Here is a 16,478-nt window from a genome sequence, read left to right as displayed (position 1 = left end):
GAAGGGAGCAGGGAGATGAAGGAGAGTAGTTATTTTTCTTCTGTCACCTGTCACCTGTCACCTTCTTCTTACTGAGTACATATAATGTTAAATTTGTCTAGAACTGGAGTTCTACTTTATTATTTTGCATAATAGCGATTGACAAGTAGAATGAAAAACACTGCCTATTAAATTTGCGGCTGATGAAAAAACTTTCATGTAGCTAAAAAGACGTTAGGCTAGATGCGATGGGTGAGAAATTTATACCTATTGCCTGGAACTAAAAGCCCCATGCTAACAACAGCCCCAGACACCTCTGCTGAATTGTCCGTGAACTTATTAGTTCACTATAGTTTTGACCTCAATGGGTACAGTGCCAGTGAGTTAATTGACCGTTGGCGATCTGATTACCCGGTTGATTGGCTACATATGGCAGTAATTGAAGCTCTGTATCAAGGACGTTATAAAGCGATCTCAGTACAACAAATTTTAAACTTCTGGCTGCGACGAGGTCAGGTAATTTATCATTTCAATATGGAATTTGAGCGCTTGATTTGCAGCAAATTCCCCGAAAAATTAACTAAAATATCTCCACCCGTATTACCACCGATCCCATCGCCTGTACCAATTGAGCCAGTCAAAAAACATCATTTATTACCTGCTCATAGAAATTATTACCAAGAGAGTCACACCGCATCCGGATACCTAGCAAATAGTGAGGAGGAAGGACGTGTGTTAACATCTCCCTCATTTAAAGTGTCTACCGATACGAGTAAGAGACATTTAGCAGCATCTGTTAGCCAAAGGCTGATAGCTCAAGGAAGTTTGATCCCCAAACAACTGCCAAAACTGCTGCCAGGAAATGCCAATCATCCACCGATTGGACAGTTTACCCCGCAAAGGAGCGATCGCTCGGAATCATTCACATCCAAGCTCAGAGCGATGACCGATGAAGAACCTGAATTTGCAGTATGAGTAGTGAGTACCGAGTACCGAGTATCTCGTTCCCAGTCTCTGACTGGGAATGCTATTAAAGAGGCTCCGCCTTCATTTGTTAGTAAAGGCAGAGCCTTGAGAATTCATTCCCATACTCTGTATGGGAACGAGATAAAATGCAGTAGGGGCGGGGTTTTCCTGCCCAATTAATTACGAATTACGAATTAATTCAAAGGCTCCATGAAAGCTCTCAAACCTTTACTACTGAAGATTTGAATCATTTCACTGGCATTATCTTGACTGTCAAAAATGCCTACTTGCATCATCTTACGACCTTGCCAGACTTTAGAAAAAGCATCAGGGACAACGGAACGGACTACTTGCCGCTGTGAATCATTAGCGACTGCAACTAGTACACGGTAACGTAAACCCTTGGCAGCATTAGTATAACGATTGGGTGATGATATTTTGACTGAATTACTAGGAAGCGACGCTTGAGGTGCCGTAAACTCAATCACTCCCGGCTCAATTCTGACATAATTTAATTGTGGTGTATCTGGTTGTATTGGCAAAGTGCTGGGCTGGGAATTATTTCTGCCATGAGATAAAACCACAGTAGACTGGTTAAAACTTCGTGGGATAGTGGGAGCAGCAAACACTATTTCTGAATTTGTGGGTATTTTCTGTGCAGATAGAGAATTTGGTACAGGATTTCTGACTATTGGTGCAGTTCTAGTAATAAAGTCTACATTACCGATCATGCGACTTCTAGCCAGGTTATTGCCAGGAGCAGAAATTACTTGCTTGGCAGCTTTGGCGTTAATATCAGAGCGACCATTATTGCGAAATTGGTTTCCACCTGGTTCTTGAGCGTTACCTAAATCCGGTGTAGCTTGGGCAATTACGACCAAACCATCTTCTTTACTGCCTTGAATAATATTATTCCGCAAAATTGGGCTGCTATTGGCTTGGACTATAATTCCGGATCTGTTGTCTTGAATTTGATTGCCTACAATTACCGGGGCAGCATTTTGAGCAATGTTAATGCCAAAACCAGTGTTTTGAAAGAAATTTTCCCGAATTTCGGGACGGGAATCACCAGAAACTGTGATTCCATTAGCACCATTGCCATGAAAATAATTTTTGCTAATAGTGGCAGTAGCACTACCGGCGATGGAAATTCCATCTTGGGTATTGCCAGTAAATGTATTTTCCTGAATTAGGGGATTGCTAGATTCAATCCATAAACCATAACCACGGATATTGGTATTAGTGACTGTGACTCCACTTAAACCTGCTTGGTTGACACCGACTATGGCGACGTTTTTACTGCCAAAGCTACGACTAAGGTATTCACCACCACCAATAATTTTCACACTTCTGCCTTGATTACGAGTGTCTCCTTGAATAGCTACACCCTGTTTCATGGTTATGGGAAATACTTCTCCGGTTTCGGGGCTATATGTACCAGGAGAGAGCATAATGATAGTATTTGCTGGTGCGGTTCGTAAGGCTTGAGTAATAGTCTTCAGAGGAGCATTTTCACTACCATCACCACCTTGGTCATTGCCAATAGTAGGGTTAACAAACAGCAGGTTAGCCTGAGAAATTATTCTCTCATTTTGAAGTTTCTGTTCTGATCTGATGGTAATCTGAGCAGTAGCACTGTTAAAATTTGCGTCTAAGAGTGCTATGCTGACGACTCCTAAAGCAAAGCTGACACTTAATATTGATTGAGAAACTGAAGGTCTGGCTTTAGGGTAAATCAGTTTTGTAACCAGTCTATTTACTTTACGGTGATGGCAAGATTCAATGTGAAGCATTAACTTTGTATAACTCCTGTGAAACACAAAAGGAATTTTTATACTTTGCAGATAGTAATATGACGATAATATTACTCATAAGTTTACCAAGTGGCTATATTTCATACAAATTAATTAATTAGTAAATATTTAAAGATGCAAATATTTAATAACCAGGCTGGAGGTTTTATGATTAGACTGACAACGGAGTTGTTGTAATGGTCGAAGCCCACAGCCAAACACAGCAGACAAAAGAAGTGGTTTATCGGATTTTAGATGCCAACTTAGACCGCGCTCGTGAAGGATTGCGAATCATTGAAGAATGGTGTCGTTTTGGTTTAAATGATGCCCATTTAGCTGGGGAATGCAAACGCTTACGTCAAGAGGTAGGTAACTGGCATACGGCGCAAATGAGGGCGGCACGAGATACACCTGGTGATCCTGGTACTGATTTAACCCATCCCCAAGAAGAACAAAGAAGCTCGATTACATCTTTGTTACAAGCTAATTTTTGTCGTGTTCAAGAAGCGCTAAGGGTGCTGGAGGAATATGGCAAACTGTATGATCCGAATATGGGGAGTACTTTTAAGCAGATGCGCTATCAGGTTTATACCCTGGAAAGTACTTTGATGGGTTATCAACGCCATCAGTTATTATGGCGATCGCATTTATATTTGGTCACATCTCCGGTAGATGGTTTGTTGGAGGTTGTGGAAGCGGCTCTCAAAGGTGGTTTAACGCTGGTACAGTATCGAGAAAAAACTGCTGATGATGTGATTCGTCTAGAACAAGCGACGCAATTAAGGCAGTTATGTCACAATTATGGTGCTTTGTTCATCATCAATGACCGGGTAGATTTGGCTTTAGCAGTAAATGCCGATGGTGTACATTTGGGACAACAAGATCTACCCATTGCCATGGCCCGCCAATTACTAGGAACGCAGCGCATAATCGGCCGTTCTACTACAAATGCTCAAGAAATGCAAAAAGCGATCGCTGAAGGTGCAGATTATATTGGTGTAGGGCCAGTATATGAAACGCCTACAAAGGTAGGTAAGGCCGCTGCTGGTTTAGAATATGTGAGTTATGCGGCTAAAAATTGTGCAATTCCCTGGTTTGCAATTGGGGGAATAGATGCGGGTAATATTAATGATGTGATTGATGCCGGAGCGCAACGGGTAGCTGTAGTGCGATCGCTCATCCAATCTGAACAACCTACTTTAGTTACACAATATTTTATTTCTCAACTCAATCGGAAGTAGAAAAGAAGGTGACAGGTAACAGGTGACAGGTGACAGTGCTGTAGGGGTGGGGTTTCCCTCACAAGGGTAGGTATTTTACATTGTCGTGAGGGCAAGACAAGGATGACAAGGAAGGACAGTGGACAAGGGAGGAAAACCGTACAAAATCAGATTCTCTTGGTAACAAGAACAGTCCGTCAAAATACCATTGTGCGTATCAAATCTTCCTTGTCTACCTTCCCTCCTTGTCTTCCTAATCCTGCCTTTACAGTTAAGATTAAAAACCTACCCCTGTGAGGTGGGGTTTCCCCGCCCAATTACGAATTACGTTAGCGCAGCGGGGCGTAGCCCATTACGAATTATAAATTATGAATTATCAAATTAGTCTACAAGTCAATGGGGAAACACAGAGTTGTGTATCCGAAACGTCGTTACCTGAATTACTTCAACAGTTGGGTTTTAATCCTCGGTTGGTAGCAGTGGAATATAATGGCGAAATCTTGCACCGTCAGTTTTGGTCAGAAACTAAAATCCAAAATAGCGATCGCTTGGAAGTAGTTACAATCGTTGGTGGGGGTTAGAAAGAAGGCAGGAAGCAAGTCAGTACAGAGGGATGAGTAACGAGTAATGAGAATGAGTAGGAATGAGAGTCAATCACTCAGTACTCGGTACTCAGTACTCAGCAATCACCATTTAATTATTCAACAAACAGGAATAACGAGACTCAGGTGCATATAACCAGCGGTGATATGTTTTGCGTTTGGCTAATTCTTGTCCTTTGCGTCCGAGTTTTTCCCGTAGCTGCTTGTCTTGACACAAACGTTTAAAGGCTTGCAAAACTTCATAACCAGAATCGGGATTTACCAATAGGCCATTTTCTTCATGGTGGACTGCATCTAAAATACTCCCTAAGCGGGAGGCAATCACAGGTTTACCAAAGTATTCTGCTTCTAAGTAAACAATACCAAAGTTATCTATGCTTTTAGCCTCGTCTTCCCACAAGGTCAGCATAGCGAAAATGTCGCAAGCTGCATAATAACTGGCTAATTCTCGTTCAGGTACAGATCCAGCAAAATGCACCCGTTTATCTACCCGTAAACGTTGAGCTTGGGATTTTAGCTGTTGTTCACAGGAGCCTTCACCACAAATTATGTAATGGACATCTACACCAACAGTTAATAGTAAAGGAATATTATCTATCACTCGGTCGAAGCTTTTATGTTTAACTAACCTGCCCACAGAAAGAATCACAATAGCTGTTTCAGGAATATTATAAGTCTGACGTAAGCGAACACGTAAATCATGCAGATGACTTGGACTAGTGGGATTACCAAATTTTTCTGGTCTCACAACTGGGTTGATTACATGAGTAGGTGTATCTAGGCGAAAAGTAGTTCTTAAAGCATCTCTAACATAGGAACTATTACAAACAATTCCTTCGGCTCGTTTGAGGGTAATTTTAAATAGCAACCGCCACAATGGATTACGAGAAATGCTAATTAAATCATTACCGTGGAGGTAGATAAAAAAGCGAATGGGTAAGATATAACTGAGTATTAACAAAGCTATGAAATCGTAACCATGACACCATTCAATGTAGCGGTAATGATAACGAAAATATAGTTTAATAGCTAGTAATATTGAGCAAATAATATTAAAAACAGGCTTAAAGATGCTGCTCAATAAATTACCACCCCAGAAACTAAAATAAAGCCAGCGATAAACTGGAAATTGTTGCTCTTGGTCAAAAATCTTATCTCCTGAGCAACCAGCAGCCAGTACAATCACTCTATCTGGATCTTGTAAACAACGATTATAGACATATTCTCCAATTACAGCCTGTTGTGGCTGGAATATACGGGAGATAACTAGGATGTCTGGGTAATCTGTTTTCTCCCGGAAGTGTGTCCCTAGTTGTGAAATATGTTCCATGATTCAGGTTGATAAATAAACTTCAAATCCTTAAATTTAATTTCTTGATTTTTTGTGTTTGAATGCCAATCAGCAATGGAGAAAATAATGGCTGAATGGGACAACTAGTTTTGATCTGAAAGATCAAATTTTTATCAGGATTCAAATAGCGTGTAATCAAGCTATAAGGTCAATTTTCATCCCGAAGAGATATTGATTGTAAAATTGGCTTATACCTAAGTTTGGATTAATAAGCTGTTCCCGGAATTTCAAACAATACTAACTATTCCAAATTGATTTGAATTTTATGCTTGCCTACCAATTACCGACAAAAGGAATATTTTTACATGATGAACTTTTGCTAGATTTTATTACTAATATGCACCAGCAAATGTTCAAAGAATGCTGGGTAAAATACTAAATCTAGCTGCTACTAATAGCCTAGCTTGAATATTGCCAGAATTCATGCCAAATTGCCAGAAAATATCTGATAATTTGCTACTCTAGATAATATATTCTCTATGTTCCAATAATATTTTTATCTTTCCATAATTACCTAAATAGAATTAATTACACATCTTTTTTCTGTTTTTTATTATCTAGCTAGTTCAACAAATTTAATCGTGTCTAACTATTTACTAATTACTACTGCTTTAGAAACTATTTGTTCTATTATTCATCATAAAAAATCATCATGCTGTATAATTTTCTCCTTGTACTGATAGTAGTATTAAACATCCATTCTCTGGAGAGGTAATTGTATTGATTGTTGTTAATAGCAGCAATGATTATTCAAACCCCCTTGCCAATATGTGCTGAATATTCTTTACCTATCCGGAAAAAAAATAGTCGTCATCCTAAAAAAATTAAATAGCAACATTTAACTATATTTGCGTAAGCATACAGTTAAAATTATTGCCAATAAATATTATGGTGCTTAAAAAAAGTAATAATTAATTGATGCCAAAGTTCTGCGATGCCTATGCCGTTCTGTAGATTACAAAGAAGATTCATGGTACGGTTATCAACGCGAGAAATCCCCCCTATGTTCACTGCCAAGCCAGGATAATAGGCGTTAGATTAGGTATATAGCTGACAAAGACAGACTTGTTTGCCTGTAGCTATTATCACCTCACAATTGTCAAACTTCTGGCAGCGAGGGGAGAAATCTTAAAAATAGTGTTTTTCACCTGATTGATTATGCGTAAAAAATTACAACAAACCCTCAAACCACTGTTAAAAATTGCCTTTGTTCTCGGTCTGGTAATGACTTTAGCACTCGGTAACGCTGATGGTGCATTAGCTGCACGCAGTGGTGGACGTATCGGGGGAGGTTCCTTTAGAATGCCTTCTAGCCGGACTTACACTCCACGCACTTACGCACCTGGAGGAGGAGGATACTATCCCGGTGGTGGTTTTGGTGGTGGTTTTGGATTTCCGTTCCTGCTTCCTTTGTGGGGTATTGGGGGAGGTTTTGGTGGGTTGTTCGGGATTTTAATCTTTTTTGCGATCGCTAATTTCTTAGTCCAAAGTTTCCGCCGTGTCAGCACAGGAGAAGGTGAAGAAGTCGGCTATAGCAGCAATCCCAGCGTTTCTGTCACTCGTCTACAAGTTGGTTTATTAGCACAAGCTAGAGGCTTACAAACCGAACTTAACCAAATTGCAGAAAAAGCTGATACCAATACCCCAGAAGGAAAAGCAGAAATTTTGCAAGAAGCGAGTTTAGCTTTACTGCGTCATCCTGAATATTGGGTATATGCCGGTGGTGGTAGCCAACAAGTGAAATTAAATGCTGCTGAATCACAATTTAACCGCTTGTCATTGGCTGAACGCAGCAAATTTAGTGAAGAAACCCTTTCTAACGTCAACAATCAGCTAAAATCCGTTTTGGCTAAAGAGTTACCCGGTGAAGTAGATAATCCCACTCGTTTAATCAGTGAAGGGCCTGGAGAATATCTCATCGTCACCTTATTAGCTGCAACTTTGGGTAAATTTGAAATTCCCCAAATTAATAGTGCTGATGATTTAAGTCGGGCTTTGCGACAAATCGGTAGTCTTCCTGGTGAGCAACTTTTAGCACTTGAAGTATTGTGGACTCCCCAAGCAGAAGGAGATACTTTGACTTCTGATGATTTGTTTGCTGAGTACCCTGATTTGAAGTTGGTGTAATTAACCTAAGCTGAGTTAGGAGTTAGGAGTCAGGAGGAAGAAGAATATTTTTCTTTTCTTTTCCCTGCTATATCAAACATTCTGTATCCTGAATCCTTAACCACAAATAAAAATGTAGGGGTTTTGCATTGTGCTTTACCCTTTTTTTATTATCTGATGATCAAAGCTATTCACCAAAGGATTTTTAGCCTTGTTACCTTATCAATATTATTGTGAAAATCTCGCTAATAATTCCTGACGAGATAATTGTAGAAGTAAGGGAGTAAATTCTTCCCTAGTCATAGTAATTAATTGATCGATAATTGTTGCTAAATCTGAATCAACTTCCCCAAAACGTACTTGCAATATACTCTCAATCATCGCGCGTCGTTCTCTTTCTATACCTTCTTGTTGTCCTTCTTGTCGTCCTTCTTGTCTTTCTTGTTTTTTAATCTCTTCTAATTGTTGTTGATAAATTTCCGATAATTTCATAATCAACTCCTGATCATCTTGATCAATATCTTGTTCTTGTCGTTGACGTGCAGATAATACAGCAATTAGGTCATGTACTAATTTTATGATATCCTCAAGCAATGGATTATTATCAGCTAGTGCTTCTAATTCTTCAACTGCTTGTCTTTGAACTTTCCCTTTGCCTAATACTCTCAAAAACAAAGTTTCTGGTGTATTGGGTAGTTGATGAATGACAATGATTGCGGTTTTAAATCCTGTTCCTAAAAAATAAATCCCTTTTCCCCAGTTTTCTTCATCCAAAGTAGCTTTAAAACTGTCTAGGATTTCTAGTGATGCTGTAGGGGTAAAAATCCATAATTGGGGTAATTCTGTTTCATTTATTCGTGTATTATTGCGGTTCGATTGGCGTTCTAGGTCTGCATGAACGTCGAATAATTTACCCATACAACTGCGAATTTCACTTTTGCTGACGGCATTACGAAATGGCTCAAATATGGCATAATTTGTGGCCATTCTTCCTAGCATTCCTAATTTTTCTAGATTTTGTGTAGGTTGGGATGAAGGAATAAATAACACGTCGATTTGTCTGACTTCTGCGGTGATATCTTTGCTGGTTTCTACTTCTCCATAAGGTGTTAATAGCTCTGTAAAATATTGTTTGGCGAATTGATCATGTATAAAGCGAGTCATTTAATTAATAACTGAAATATAAAAATAACACTCTTTGGCGATCGCTATTTTATGAACAAATCGAAGTAAAACCTATTACTCGATCTTCACTAATTAGGGCTTGCTGTAAAGCCCTAATTAAGATATTTATTTACGAATATTTCTTCCTTATCAAGCCTAGCATAACAAATTTAAAATCTGTTGTCAACCCCCAATACTCTATCTTTTTGCGTTTATTCCAAAAGTTAAAAAAGCCGTTTTCAAATATTTAGGACTTATGCAAAATGTGCTTGAAAATCTTATTCTTTCGTAGGGGTAATTCATGAATTATCCCTACCTTGGTTCTTTTTTATGTAAATCCTGATTCAGACATTTATTCCTCAACTGAAAACACCACCCGAAAACCCGACATTCTCAAACCATCATCTGCTTCATTCCAAGTCCGACTCGCACTGCGACAAAGTTCTGCACTAAAATTCCAAGCACCACCGCGCAAAACCCGACGATGTTCATCACCACCAATATTCCACACACTACCATCTATAGGTGCGCCATCATAATTCTTATGCCAAGGATCAGCACACCATTCCCAAACTAACCCGTGCATATCATACAACCCAAAAGCATTAGCTATCTTAAAACTGCCTACATTTGTGATTTCTTTGCGGAAATGGCTTCTTGGTTCCACTGCATAAAAATCACCACCATTACAGTTAATTAAATCAGAAGTAATCCTTTCCCCAAAATGAAAAGCAGTTGTAGTTCCTGCACGACAAGCATATTCCCATTCTGCTTCACTGGGTAAACGATAATTGCGTCCAGTTTTCACCGACAACCGCAAACAAAATTCAACAGCTTCATACCAAGAAACGTTTTCTATAGGGAAATTTGCACCTTTATATTTTGATCGGTTAGAGTCTAAAGATTGTTGGATTTTTGGTAAAGCTGCTATTGCTTTCCATTGTGCTTGAGTAATAGGATATTTCCCCATGAAAAAATTTTCAACTCTAACTTGATGTTGAGGATATTCATCAGCATCAACTTCAAATTCTGGTGAACCCATCCAAAAACTACCACTAGGAATGGATACCATTTCTAAAGTTACATTTTTATTCAATTCTTCTGCAAAGAATTGAGCGCTACCTTTCTCACATTTAATTTCTCTCCCTGCGGTATCTACAGTAATAATATCAAAATCAAAATTTTCTAAAGGTGGTAAGGGAACGATAACTTTAACTTTTGCTGGTGGTGTTTCGATAATCGGAGTCGGAGTAATATGTAATACCGCTGGTGGAGAAGGTTCGGCTTTTAAATCATTTAAAACTTCTGTTGCTGACTGATATCTATCACTGGGGAAATGTTGGAGTAATTTATCTAATATATTTTTTAATTCATCACTAATCGTAATACCTTTTTCCTCTAAACGTTCTTTCCATAACCATTTAGCATTCATGGGATTATAAAGAGGATCTTTAAGTCCATAGGTATCTTGCATAGGTAAATCTTGAGTTAATAACCTCACACAAGTTACACCCAAAGCATATAAATCACTCGCATGACACGCAAAACCTGCCATTTGTTCTGTTGGTGCATAACCTAAGGTATAAATGGCTGTGGCTTGTCTGGCTATACTGGTATGAGTAACTTGTTTTGCACCACCAAAGTCAATTAATACAGGTTTTTTATCTATATCTTGACGAATAATATTCTCAGGTTTGATATCCCGATGAATTACATTTTTTTGGTGAACAAAATCAAGTACTGGTAATAAATCAGCTAAAAGTTGGCGAATTTCTGTTTCGCTATAAGCCTGTTCTTGAACTTCTTCTAGGAGTGTTTTACCAATAATAAATTCCTGTACTAAATACAAACTAGCACCTTGTTCAAAGTAAGCTAATAAACGAGGAATTTGGGAATGATTTTCGCCAAGTTCATATAATCTAAAGGCTTCTTCTTTGAAGAATTCGGCTGCTTTTGCGCGTTGTCCTGTTCCCTGAACTTGAGGAAAAAATTGCTTAATGACACATGGTGCATTTAGTCTGTCTACGTCTTCTGCTGCGTAGGTTTTGCTAAACCCACCTTCACCTAATAACCGCAAAACACGGTAACGGTTTCTGAGTAGTTTTCCAAATGTACCATGTCCGCAAACGATGCAAAATTTACTGTAGTCAGGGTTGAAGGGGTTTGAACAATTGGGATTTTGGCAAATTTGCATAGTGGAGGGGAAGATAGCATCTTTTCCAAAGTCGTCCCCAATATTATCTGATTGAAAAAAGATATTTAGGTCAGCAAACAAGGATATCTATCTATGTCCTGACATTAGCTGATTACGGTAATAAAAGTGAAGAGAATATGTTGATTTATCTATTTTGTTGGGGAGGTTATAAATCTGTATATATATGGGCGCACAGATTTCCATTATATAATTAAGAATAAAAGATTTTGGGAACTTTGTCAAGTGTTTAGTTGAAAATTTTCTGGCAGAGGCATAGAGAGAATTCAGAGAGATTTTGAGGATAGATAAATATGATGTGTTAGGAAGATTTAACACACTCACTAATTACTCAGTTTCAGTTTCAGCTTTTTTCTGGTTGGTTACGGGGTGGTATAAGTCGCCCTTGATAGAATTGTTTTTCTAGGTTGTTAAGTTTCCACCATGCTAACCCTAATGCTAGAGGTGTTACTGTCTCAATGACGACTGTTAAAACTGATGTTGTGTGTAATAAAAATGCTAAAATTGGACTACTTGCTAAAGCTAATAATGCTATACTTCCACACCATAATTTTAATAGCTGAATATTAGCGAGGGCTTTTTTACAACTGGCACATTTTTCGGTATGGGAATGATATCTTTCTAGCAGTGCATCTTTTGGTAATGGTGGGGGGAATGGTTCTCCGGGAAATGGTTCGGCGCTGTATTGGTTCACCCACTGACGCAGTTCAAATACAAAAGTATCGGCTTTGGTAGCTAGGTAAAATGCTTTAGTAAAATTAGGACTACCACCTTTTGCTTCTAGATAACGTTCTTGGTAATGTAGAAAAATTTGATCATCTTCTAAAACGCCATTTTGTCCCAGGTGGTAGTACCAACGGGGTCTAAGTTTAATAAATATACCCGGAATTTGGGAGGAAAATTTGAAGGGAAACCGGGCGATTAAACGACATTCACCTTTGCGAATTGGTGTAGCATAAACAACGGTTAAAATTCTGGCTTTTGGGGAGTTGATATCATGCCACATCAAAGAAGGGGCGATGAAAGTTGTGGATAATTTTCCTGATTGTGATGGTTTTAAACCTTGTTTCCATATACCTTGAAAACCGTGTTTTCCTGAGTTAATTACTTCTAGTTCTAAAGGTGCGGCATTGGCGCGATTTCCAACTGTGCGATGATGGGTAAAGGCGACGTGGCTAGGGTCGAGAATGTTTTCTAATAGTGTCAAAGCATCATAAGGAACATCTCTAAATGTGTTGATCATCACCCATCCTTGTGGTGATTCTTCTATTGGTTCTATAACTGGAACTTTGGTTTTATCGGCGTTTTCTGGGTTGCCGGCATAAACAAATAATAGTCCTTGTTTGGCGGTTGTGGGTAAGGTTGATACACAGGCGCGTTGAGATGTTTCGGCTTTACTACCTGCTGCTTGTTGGGGAATAATTTGACAAGTTCCGTCTCCTGAAAATGCCCAACCGTGATAAGGACATTCTAAGAGTCCATTTTGATTGATTCTACCTTCGGAAAGCCTGGCTAAACGATGGGGACATTGATCTATAAATGTTTGCCAAGATTGGGTTTGTTTGTCCCACCAAATAACGATATCTTTGCCTAAGAGGGTAAAGGGTGTGGGTTGGGTTTTATCTAAGTCTTGAAGGTAGTGAATTGGATACCAGGCTTCTTGACATTGGAAATGATCGGGGTGATTGCCACCTGGTAATATATCTTCTTGAAGATTATTTATAGTTGGGTTGGTTTCTAGCATTTTTTAAGGTAATTATGAATTACAAAATGTAAGGATTCACTATAGCGGTTCTCGGTTGAGTGAGATATGAGAACCCCACCCCCAACCCCCTCCCCGCAAGCGAGGAGGGGGCTTATGATGTATCTCATTCAAGTGCATACCGCTATATCTAAAAATCGAGAATGGAGAAGAAATAAAATTTTGAATATTATGATTGATATTTTTGTTAGGATATCGAATCTGTTAATTCTTGATTCCTAAATTATGACTTAAAAATTATAAATTATTTTGCTTGTCTCCAGAAATGCGAATTAATTCAGCTATGACAGCGACGGTGGCAGTTACGGAAATTAACATGACGCTAAGGGCGTTAATATCAGGTTTGACTCCGGTTCTGATACGGCTAAATATTTCCATTGGTAGGGTGTTAGAACCACTACCTGCGGTGAAGCTGGAGATGAGAAAGTCGTCTAAACTGAGGACAAAGGCGAGTAGACAACCGGAGATAATTCCAGGCATTAATTGAGGTAGGACGACTTTGATGAAGGCTTGAATGGGTGTTGCGCCTAAATCTAATGCGGCTTCTTCGAGGTGGGGGTCTAGATTATTGAGTCTAGCAGAAACGACTAGGGCGATGTAGGAGAGACAGAAAACTATATGGGCGGCTACAATTGTCCAGATGCTGAGGGGAATGGCAAAGGCGGCTAAACAGACGAGAGTTGCAACTGCGATCGCAATATCGGGTATTAATAATGGTAGATAAGATATACCGCGATACAATTTTTTCCCAGGAAACTCATACCGCGCTAACCCTACAGCCATTAAGGTTCCTAAGACGGCAGCAACTGTGACTGCGCTCAAGGCAACGAATAAACTGTTATTTAAAGCTGATAAAATGCGATCGTCGTTAAACAGTTTTTGATACCATTTCAGGGTGAATCCTTGCCAAGTTGCACTGTAGGGTGACTTGTTGAAGCTATAAAAGCTTAGTACCAAGATAGGTAGGTACATGAACACAAATATAAGTAGGGAGAAAACTGCCAGCCATTCGATAGGCTTTTTGTCATTTGAGTTAAAAATATTCATGTTTATATTTAACTTTATATTTATTGTATTATATTATACGCTTTTTCTGGCAATAGTCAAGATTTTAACGGTGATACTACAGAATTAATAGGTAATTTAGCAGAGTGAGAATTATATAGCGATCCTATTTGAGTTGAGAACTGATTGGTATGGGCAGGTAATAGGGAACAGGGAAAAGAAAGCGTTCATAAATTATTTAGGATTGCTATATAAGAGTCAGCAGATTAGATATGCTAAAGAGATGTATATGCAACATAAAGCAGAATTCAGAAGTCATAATTCAGAAGTAAAACTGGCTCTGTGTATAGGTTTCAATTTAGATTTTGTACCTCCTAACTACACAAACTGCTGTATCGACATTGGGATGTAGTTCTGGATGCTGATTAATTAAATAAAAAATGAGTAATTATGATTCAGGTTACAAATATTTTAACATCTACTCAGGCTTAAATCCACAAAAATCTCCCTACATCTTGAAAGATAATAAATCACATATTTTGGGATAATATGAGTTTTTTTGTTAGTTAATTGTCATTTTCAGGGATACTAATTTTGATTGTTAAATCTGATTTTATGTCTTTTGATGAAACTGAAATCATTACCTAAGATAGACAAAAAATATCAAAATAACAGCATAAAATTTTGAGGAAATTATCTATATAGTTGGTGTTTTAAGTGATTTACTGTCATAGTTAATCGCTAGGTATTAATTCCAAATTAAATAATAAACACCACTAATTATAATTCTACTTTTTAGGAGAATGACATGAAAATTGCTCAAATTGCTCCATTGTGGGAAAGAGTACCACCTCCAGCTTACGGCGGTATAGAATTAGTAGTGGGATTATTGACTGATGAATTAGTCCGAAAAGGTCATGAAGTAACGTTATTTGCATCAGGTGATTCTCTTACTTTGGCAAAGTTAATCTCAGTTCATCCTCGTGCTTTAAGACTTGATAAAACCGTCAAGGATTGCAGTATTTATGAATCGCTACAACTAGCTTCAGTATATGAACGAGCAGCGGAGTTTGATATCATTCACTCCCATATGGGACATAGCCCCCTAGCGTATGCGAATCTGGTACAAACTCCGACAGTTCACACCTTACATGGAATTTTTACACCCGATAATGAAAAAATATTTAGATATGCCAAAAAGCAGCCTTATATTAGTATTTCCGATGCCCAAAGAGAACCCAGTTTACATTTAAATTACGTAGCCACAGTTTACAATGGAATTGATGTTAGTAGTTATGAATTTTATGCTCAACCAACAGATCCACCTTATTTAGCATTTGTAGGTAGAATATCTCCAGAAAAGGGTACACATTTAGCTATTGAGATTGCGAAAAAATCTGGTTGGCAGTTGAAAATAGCCGGTAAGGTAGATTTCGTAGATGTAGAGTATTTTGAAACGCAAATTAAACCGCAGATTGACGGAAAGCAAATTCAATATTTAGGTGAAGCCAATCATGTGCAGAAAAATGCGATTATGGGTGGTGCAGTAGCCACTTTATTTCCTATTACTTGGCGAGAACCTTTTGGGTTAGTAATGGTAGAGTCAATGGCTGCGGGTACTCCAGTAATTGCGATGCGAATGGGTTCGACTCCAGAAGTAATTTCTGATGGTGAGACTGGATTCCTTTGTGATAATACACAAGAATGTATTAATGCTATTGACAAGATAAATAGATTAAACCGTTATGCTTGTCGGCATTATGCAGCAGAAAGGTTTAGTTTACAGCAAATGACTAATGGCTATGAAGCACTTTACCAGCAAATTATCTGCGAAAAAATTGCTCAACAAAATGGATATTTACGCCCTGCTTTCGTTTAGTTAAATTTAGATCGAATATTCTCAATGCGTTGGCGATTTACTCCTAAATCACCATAACCTAAACGGGAAGCTGAACGTACATGGATGATGTTAGAGTTACGGTCGAGATAAAATTCTACATCATCTACAAATCCCATCAAACCACTTTTAAATTCTGCATATAAATAATCTTCCGTTTCAGTAATTAACTTGGTTCTAGGTAAAGATTGAATAATATCTTTGAGTTTAGATAATGCTTGTTCTGGGTTTGATGTGAAACTCAGAGGTGCAATTTGATGGAGTGGATCTGATGCTTGACTGGAAACACAGTTAGGGCTGGGGGGACAGGGTGCTAACTTACCATCTCGAATGCCTAAATTGTTTGGTCGTTTACCTGTGAATATCATGGGGTTAAGTAGGGGTAAAAGAATAAGCAGGACACTAAAAAAGATAAAAGCTA

12 protein-coding genes are annotated in these 16,478 nt (G+C 38.5%); 5 read left to right on the top strand and 7 right to left on the bottom strand.

The features are described from left to right. Positions 1–270: 270 nt before the first annotated feature. Positions 271–954: a hypothetical protein gene (locus AC012T_RS25340; RefSeq protein WP_487061897.1), complete on the top strand. Its 684-nt coding sequence runs from the start codon at positions 271–273 to the stop codon at positions 952–954. Positions 955–1,139: 185 nt separating this feature from the next. Here AC012T_RS25340 and AC012T_RS25335 read toward each other — a convergent pair whose 3' ends face one another. After that, positions 1,140–2,738: a DUF1565 domain-containing protein gene (locus AC012T_RS25335; protein WP_487061895.1), complete on the bottom strand. Its 1,599-nt coding sequence runs from the start codon at positions 2,736–2,738 to the stop codon at positions 1,140–1,142. A gap of 197 nt (positions 2,739–2,935) precedes the next feature. Between AC012T_RS25335 and AC012T_RS25330 the strand changes: the two genes are divergently transcribed. Next, positions 2,936–3,979 carry a thiamine phosphate synthase gene (locus AC012T_RS25330; protein WP_487061893.1) on the top strand — a complete coding sequence of 348 codons (1,044 nt, stop codon included), beginning with the start codon at positions 2,936–2,938 and terminating at the stop codon, positions 3,977–3,979. Between the two features lie 347 nt (positions 3,980–4,326). Then, positions 4,327–4,539, top strand: coding sequence for a sulfur carrier protein ThiS (gene thiS / locus AC012T_RS25325; protein ID WP_015216596.1), 213 nt, complete (start codon positions 4,327–4,329; stop codon positions 4,537–4,539). A 112-nt stretch (positions 4,540–4,651) separates the two neighbouring features. On the opposite strand, the gene AC012T_RS25320 is transcribed toward thiS, so the two are convergent. Further along, complete coding sequence (locus AC012T_RS25320; protein ID WP_487061891.1) at positions 4,652–5,890, bottom strand: glycosyltransferase family 4 protein; 1,239 nt, start codon at positions 5,888–5,890, stop codon at positions 4,652–4,654. Between the two features lie 1,179 nt (positions 5,891–7,069). Here AC012T_RS25320 and AC012T_RS25315 point away from each other — a divergent pair. Further along, positions 7,070–8,038 carry a DUF1517 domain-containing protein gene (locus tag AC012T_RS25315; RefSeq protein ID WP_487061889.1) on the top strand — a complete coding sequence of 323 codons (969 nt, stop codon included), beginning with the start codon at positions 7,070–7,072 and terminating at the stop codon, positions 8,036–8,038. Between the two features lie 207 nt (positions 8,039–8,245). Here the strand turns inward: AC012T_RS25315 and AC012T_RS25310 are convergent, their stop codons facing one another. The 4 genes from AC012T_RS25310 to AC012T_RS25295 form a co-directional block, all read right to left on the bottom strand. After that, positions 8,246–9,181 (bottom strand): FliH/SctL family protein, encoded by a 936-nt coding sequence (locus tag AC012T_RS25310; protein WP_487061887.1) that lies wholly within the window; start codon positions 9,179–9,181, stop codon positions 8,246–8,248. Positions 9,182–9,533: 352 nt separating this feature from the next. Continuing rightward, positions 9,534–11,375 carry an SUMF1/EgtB/PvdO family nonheme iron enzyme gene (locus tag AC012T_RS25305; protein ID WP_487061885.1) on the bottom strand — a complete coding sequence of 614 codons (1,842 nt, stop codon included), beginning with the start codon at positions 11,373–11,375 and terminating at the stop codon, positions 9,534–9,536. A gap of 361 nt (positions 11,376–11,736) precedes the next feature. Beyond that, complete coding sequence (locus tag AC012T_RS25300; RefSeq protein WP_487061883.1) at positions 11,737–13,137, bottom strand: aromatic ring-hydroxylating dioxygenase subunit alpha; 1,401 nt, start codon at positions 13,135–13,137, stop codon at positions 11,737–11,739. A 255-nt stretch (positions 13,138–13,392) separates the two neighbouring features. Then, positions 13,393–14,202: an ABC transporter permease gene (locus AC012T_RS25295; RefSeq protein WP_487061881.1), complete on the bottom strand. Its 810-nt coding sequence runs from the start codon at positions 14,200–14,202 to the stop codon at positions 13,393–13,395. Between the two features lie 766 nt (positions 14,203–14,968). Between AC012T_RS25295 and AC012T_RS25290 the strand changes: the two genes are divergently transcribed. Then, positions 14,969–16,039: a glycosyltransferase family 4 protein gene (locus tag AC012T_RS25290; RefSeq protein WP_487061879.1), complete on the top strand. Its 1,071-nt coding sequence runs from the start codon at positions 14,969–14,971 to the stop codon at positions 16,037–16,039. On the opposite strand, the gene AC012T_RS25285 is transcribed toward AC012T_RS25290, so the two are convergent. Then, positions 16,036–16,425, bottom strand: a complete 390-nt coding sequence (locus AC012T_RS25285; RefSeq protein WP_487066768.1) for a DUF1499 domain-containing protein — start codon at positions 16,423–16,425, stop codon at positions 16,036–16,038. The genes AC012T_RS25290 and AC012T_RS25285 overlap by 4 nt on opposite strands. Between the last annotated feature and the right edge of the window lie 53 nt (positions 16,426–16,478).

This window comes from Anabaena sp. EIM26, from assembly GCF_057568715.1.
The sequence above is the reverse complement of the archived record's forward strand: the minus strand, read 5'-3'. Positions and strand labels throughout refer to the sequence as shown.

Coding starts and splice junctions, on each gene's coding strand:
- AC012T_RS25305 (WP_487061885.1), bottom strand. CDS start 11,375: ATGCAAATTTGCCAAAATCCCAATTGTTCAAACCCCTTCAACCCTGAC.
- AC012T_RS25300 (WP_487061883.1), bottom strand. CDS start 13,137: ATGCTAGAAACCAACCCAACTATAAATAATCTTCAAGAAGATATATTA.
- thiS (WP_015216596.1), top strand. CDS start 4,327: ATGAATTATCAAATTAGTCTACAAGTCAATGGGGAAACACAGAGTTGT.
- AC012T_RS25340 (WP_487061897.1), top strand. CDS start 271: ATGCTAACAACAGCCCCAGACACCTCTGCTGAATTGTCCGTGAACTTA.
- AC012T_RS25310 (WP_487061887.1), bottom strand. CDS start 9,181: ATGACTCGCTTTATACATGATCAATTCGCCAAACAATATTTTACAGAG.
- AC012T_RS25295 (WP_487061881.1), bottom strand. CDS start 14,202: ATGAATATTTTTAACTCAAATGACAAAAAGCCTATCGAATGGCTGGCA.
- AC012T_RS25315 (WP_487061889.1), top strand. CDS start 7,070: ATGCGTAAAAAATTACAACAAACCCTCAAACCACTGTTAAAAATTGCC.
- AC012T_RS25290 (WP_487061879.1), top strand. CDS start 14,969: ATGAAAATTGCTCAAATTGCTCCATTGTGGGAAAGAGTACCACCTCCA.
- AC012T_RS25330 (WP_487061893.1), top strand. CDS start 2,936: ATGGTCGAAGCCCACAGCCAAACACAGCAGACAAAAGAAGTGGTTTAT.
- AC012T_RS25320 (WP_487061891.1), bottom strand. CDS start 5,890: ATGGAACATATTTCACAACTAGGGACACACTTCCGGGAGAAAACAGAT.
- AC012T_RS25285 (WP_487066768.1), bottom strand. CDS start 16,425: ATGATATTCACAGGTAAACGACCAAACAATTTAGGCATTCGAGATGGT.
- AC012T_RS25335 (WP_487061895.1), bottom strand. CDS start 2,738: ATGCTTCACATTGAATCTTGCCATCACCGTAAAGTAAATAGACTGGTT.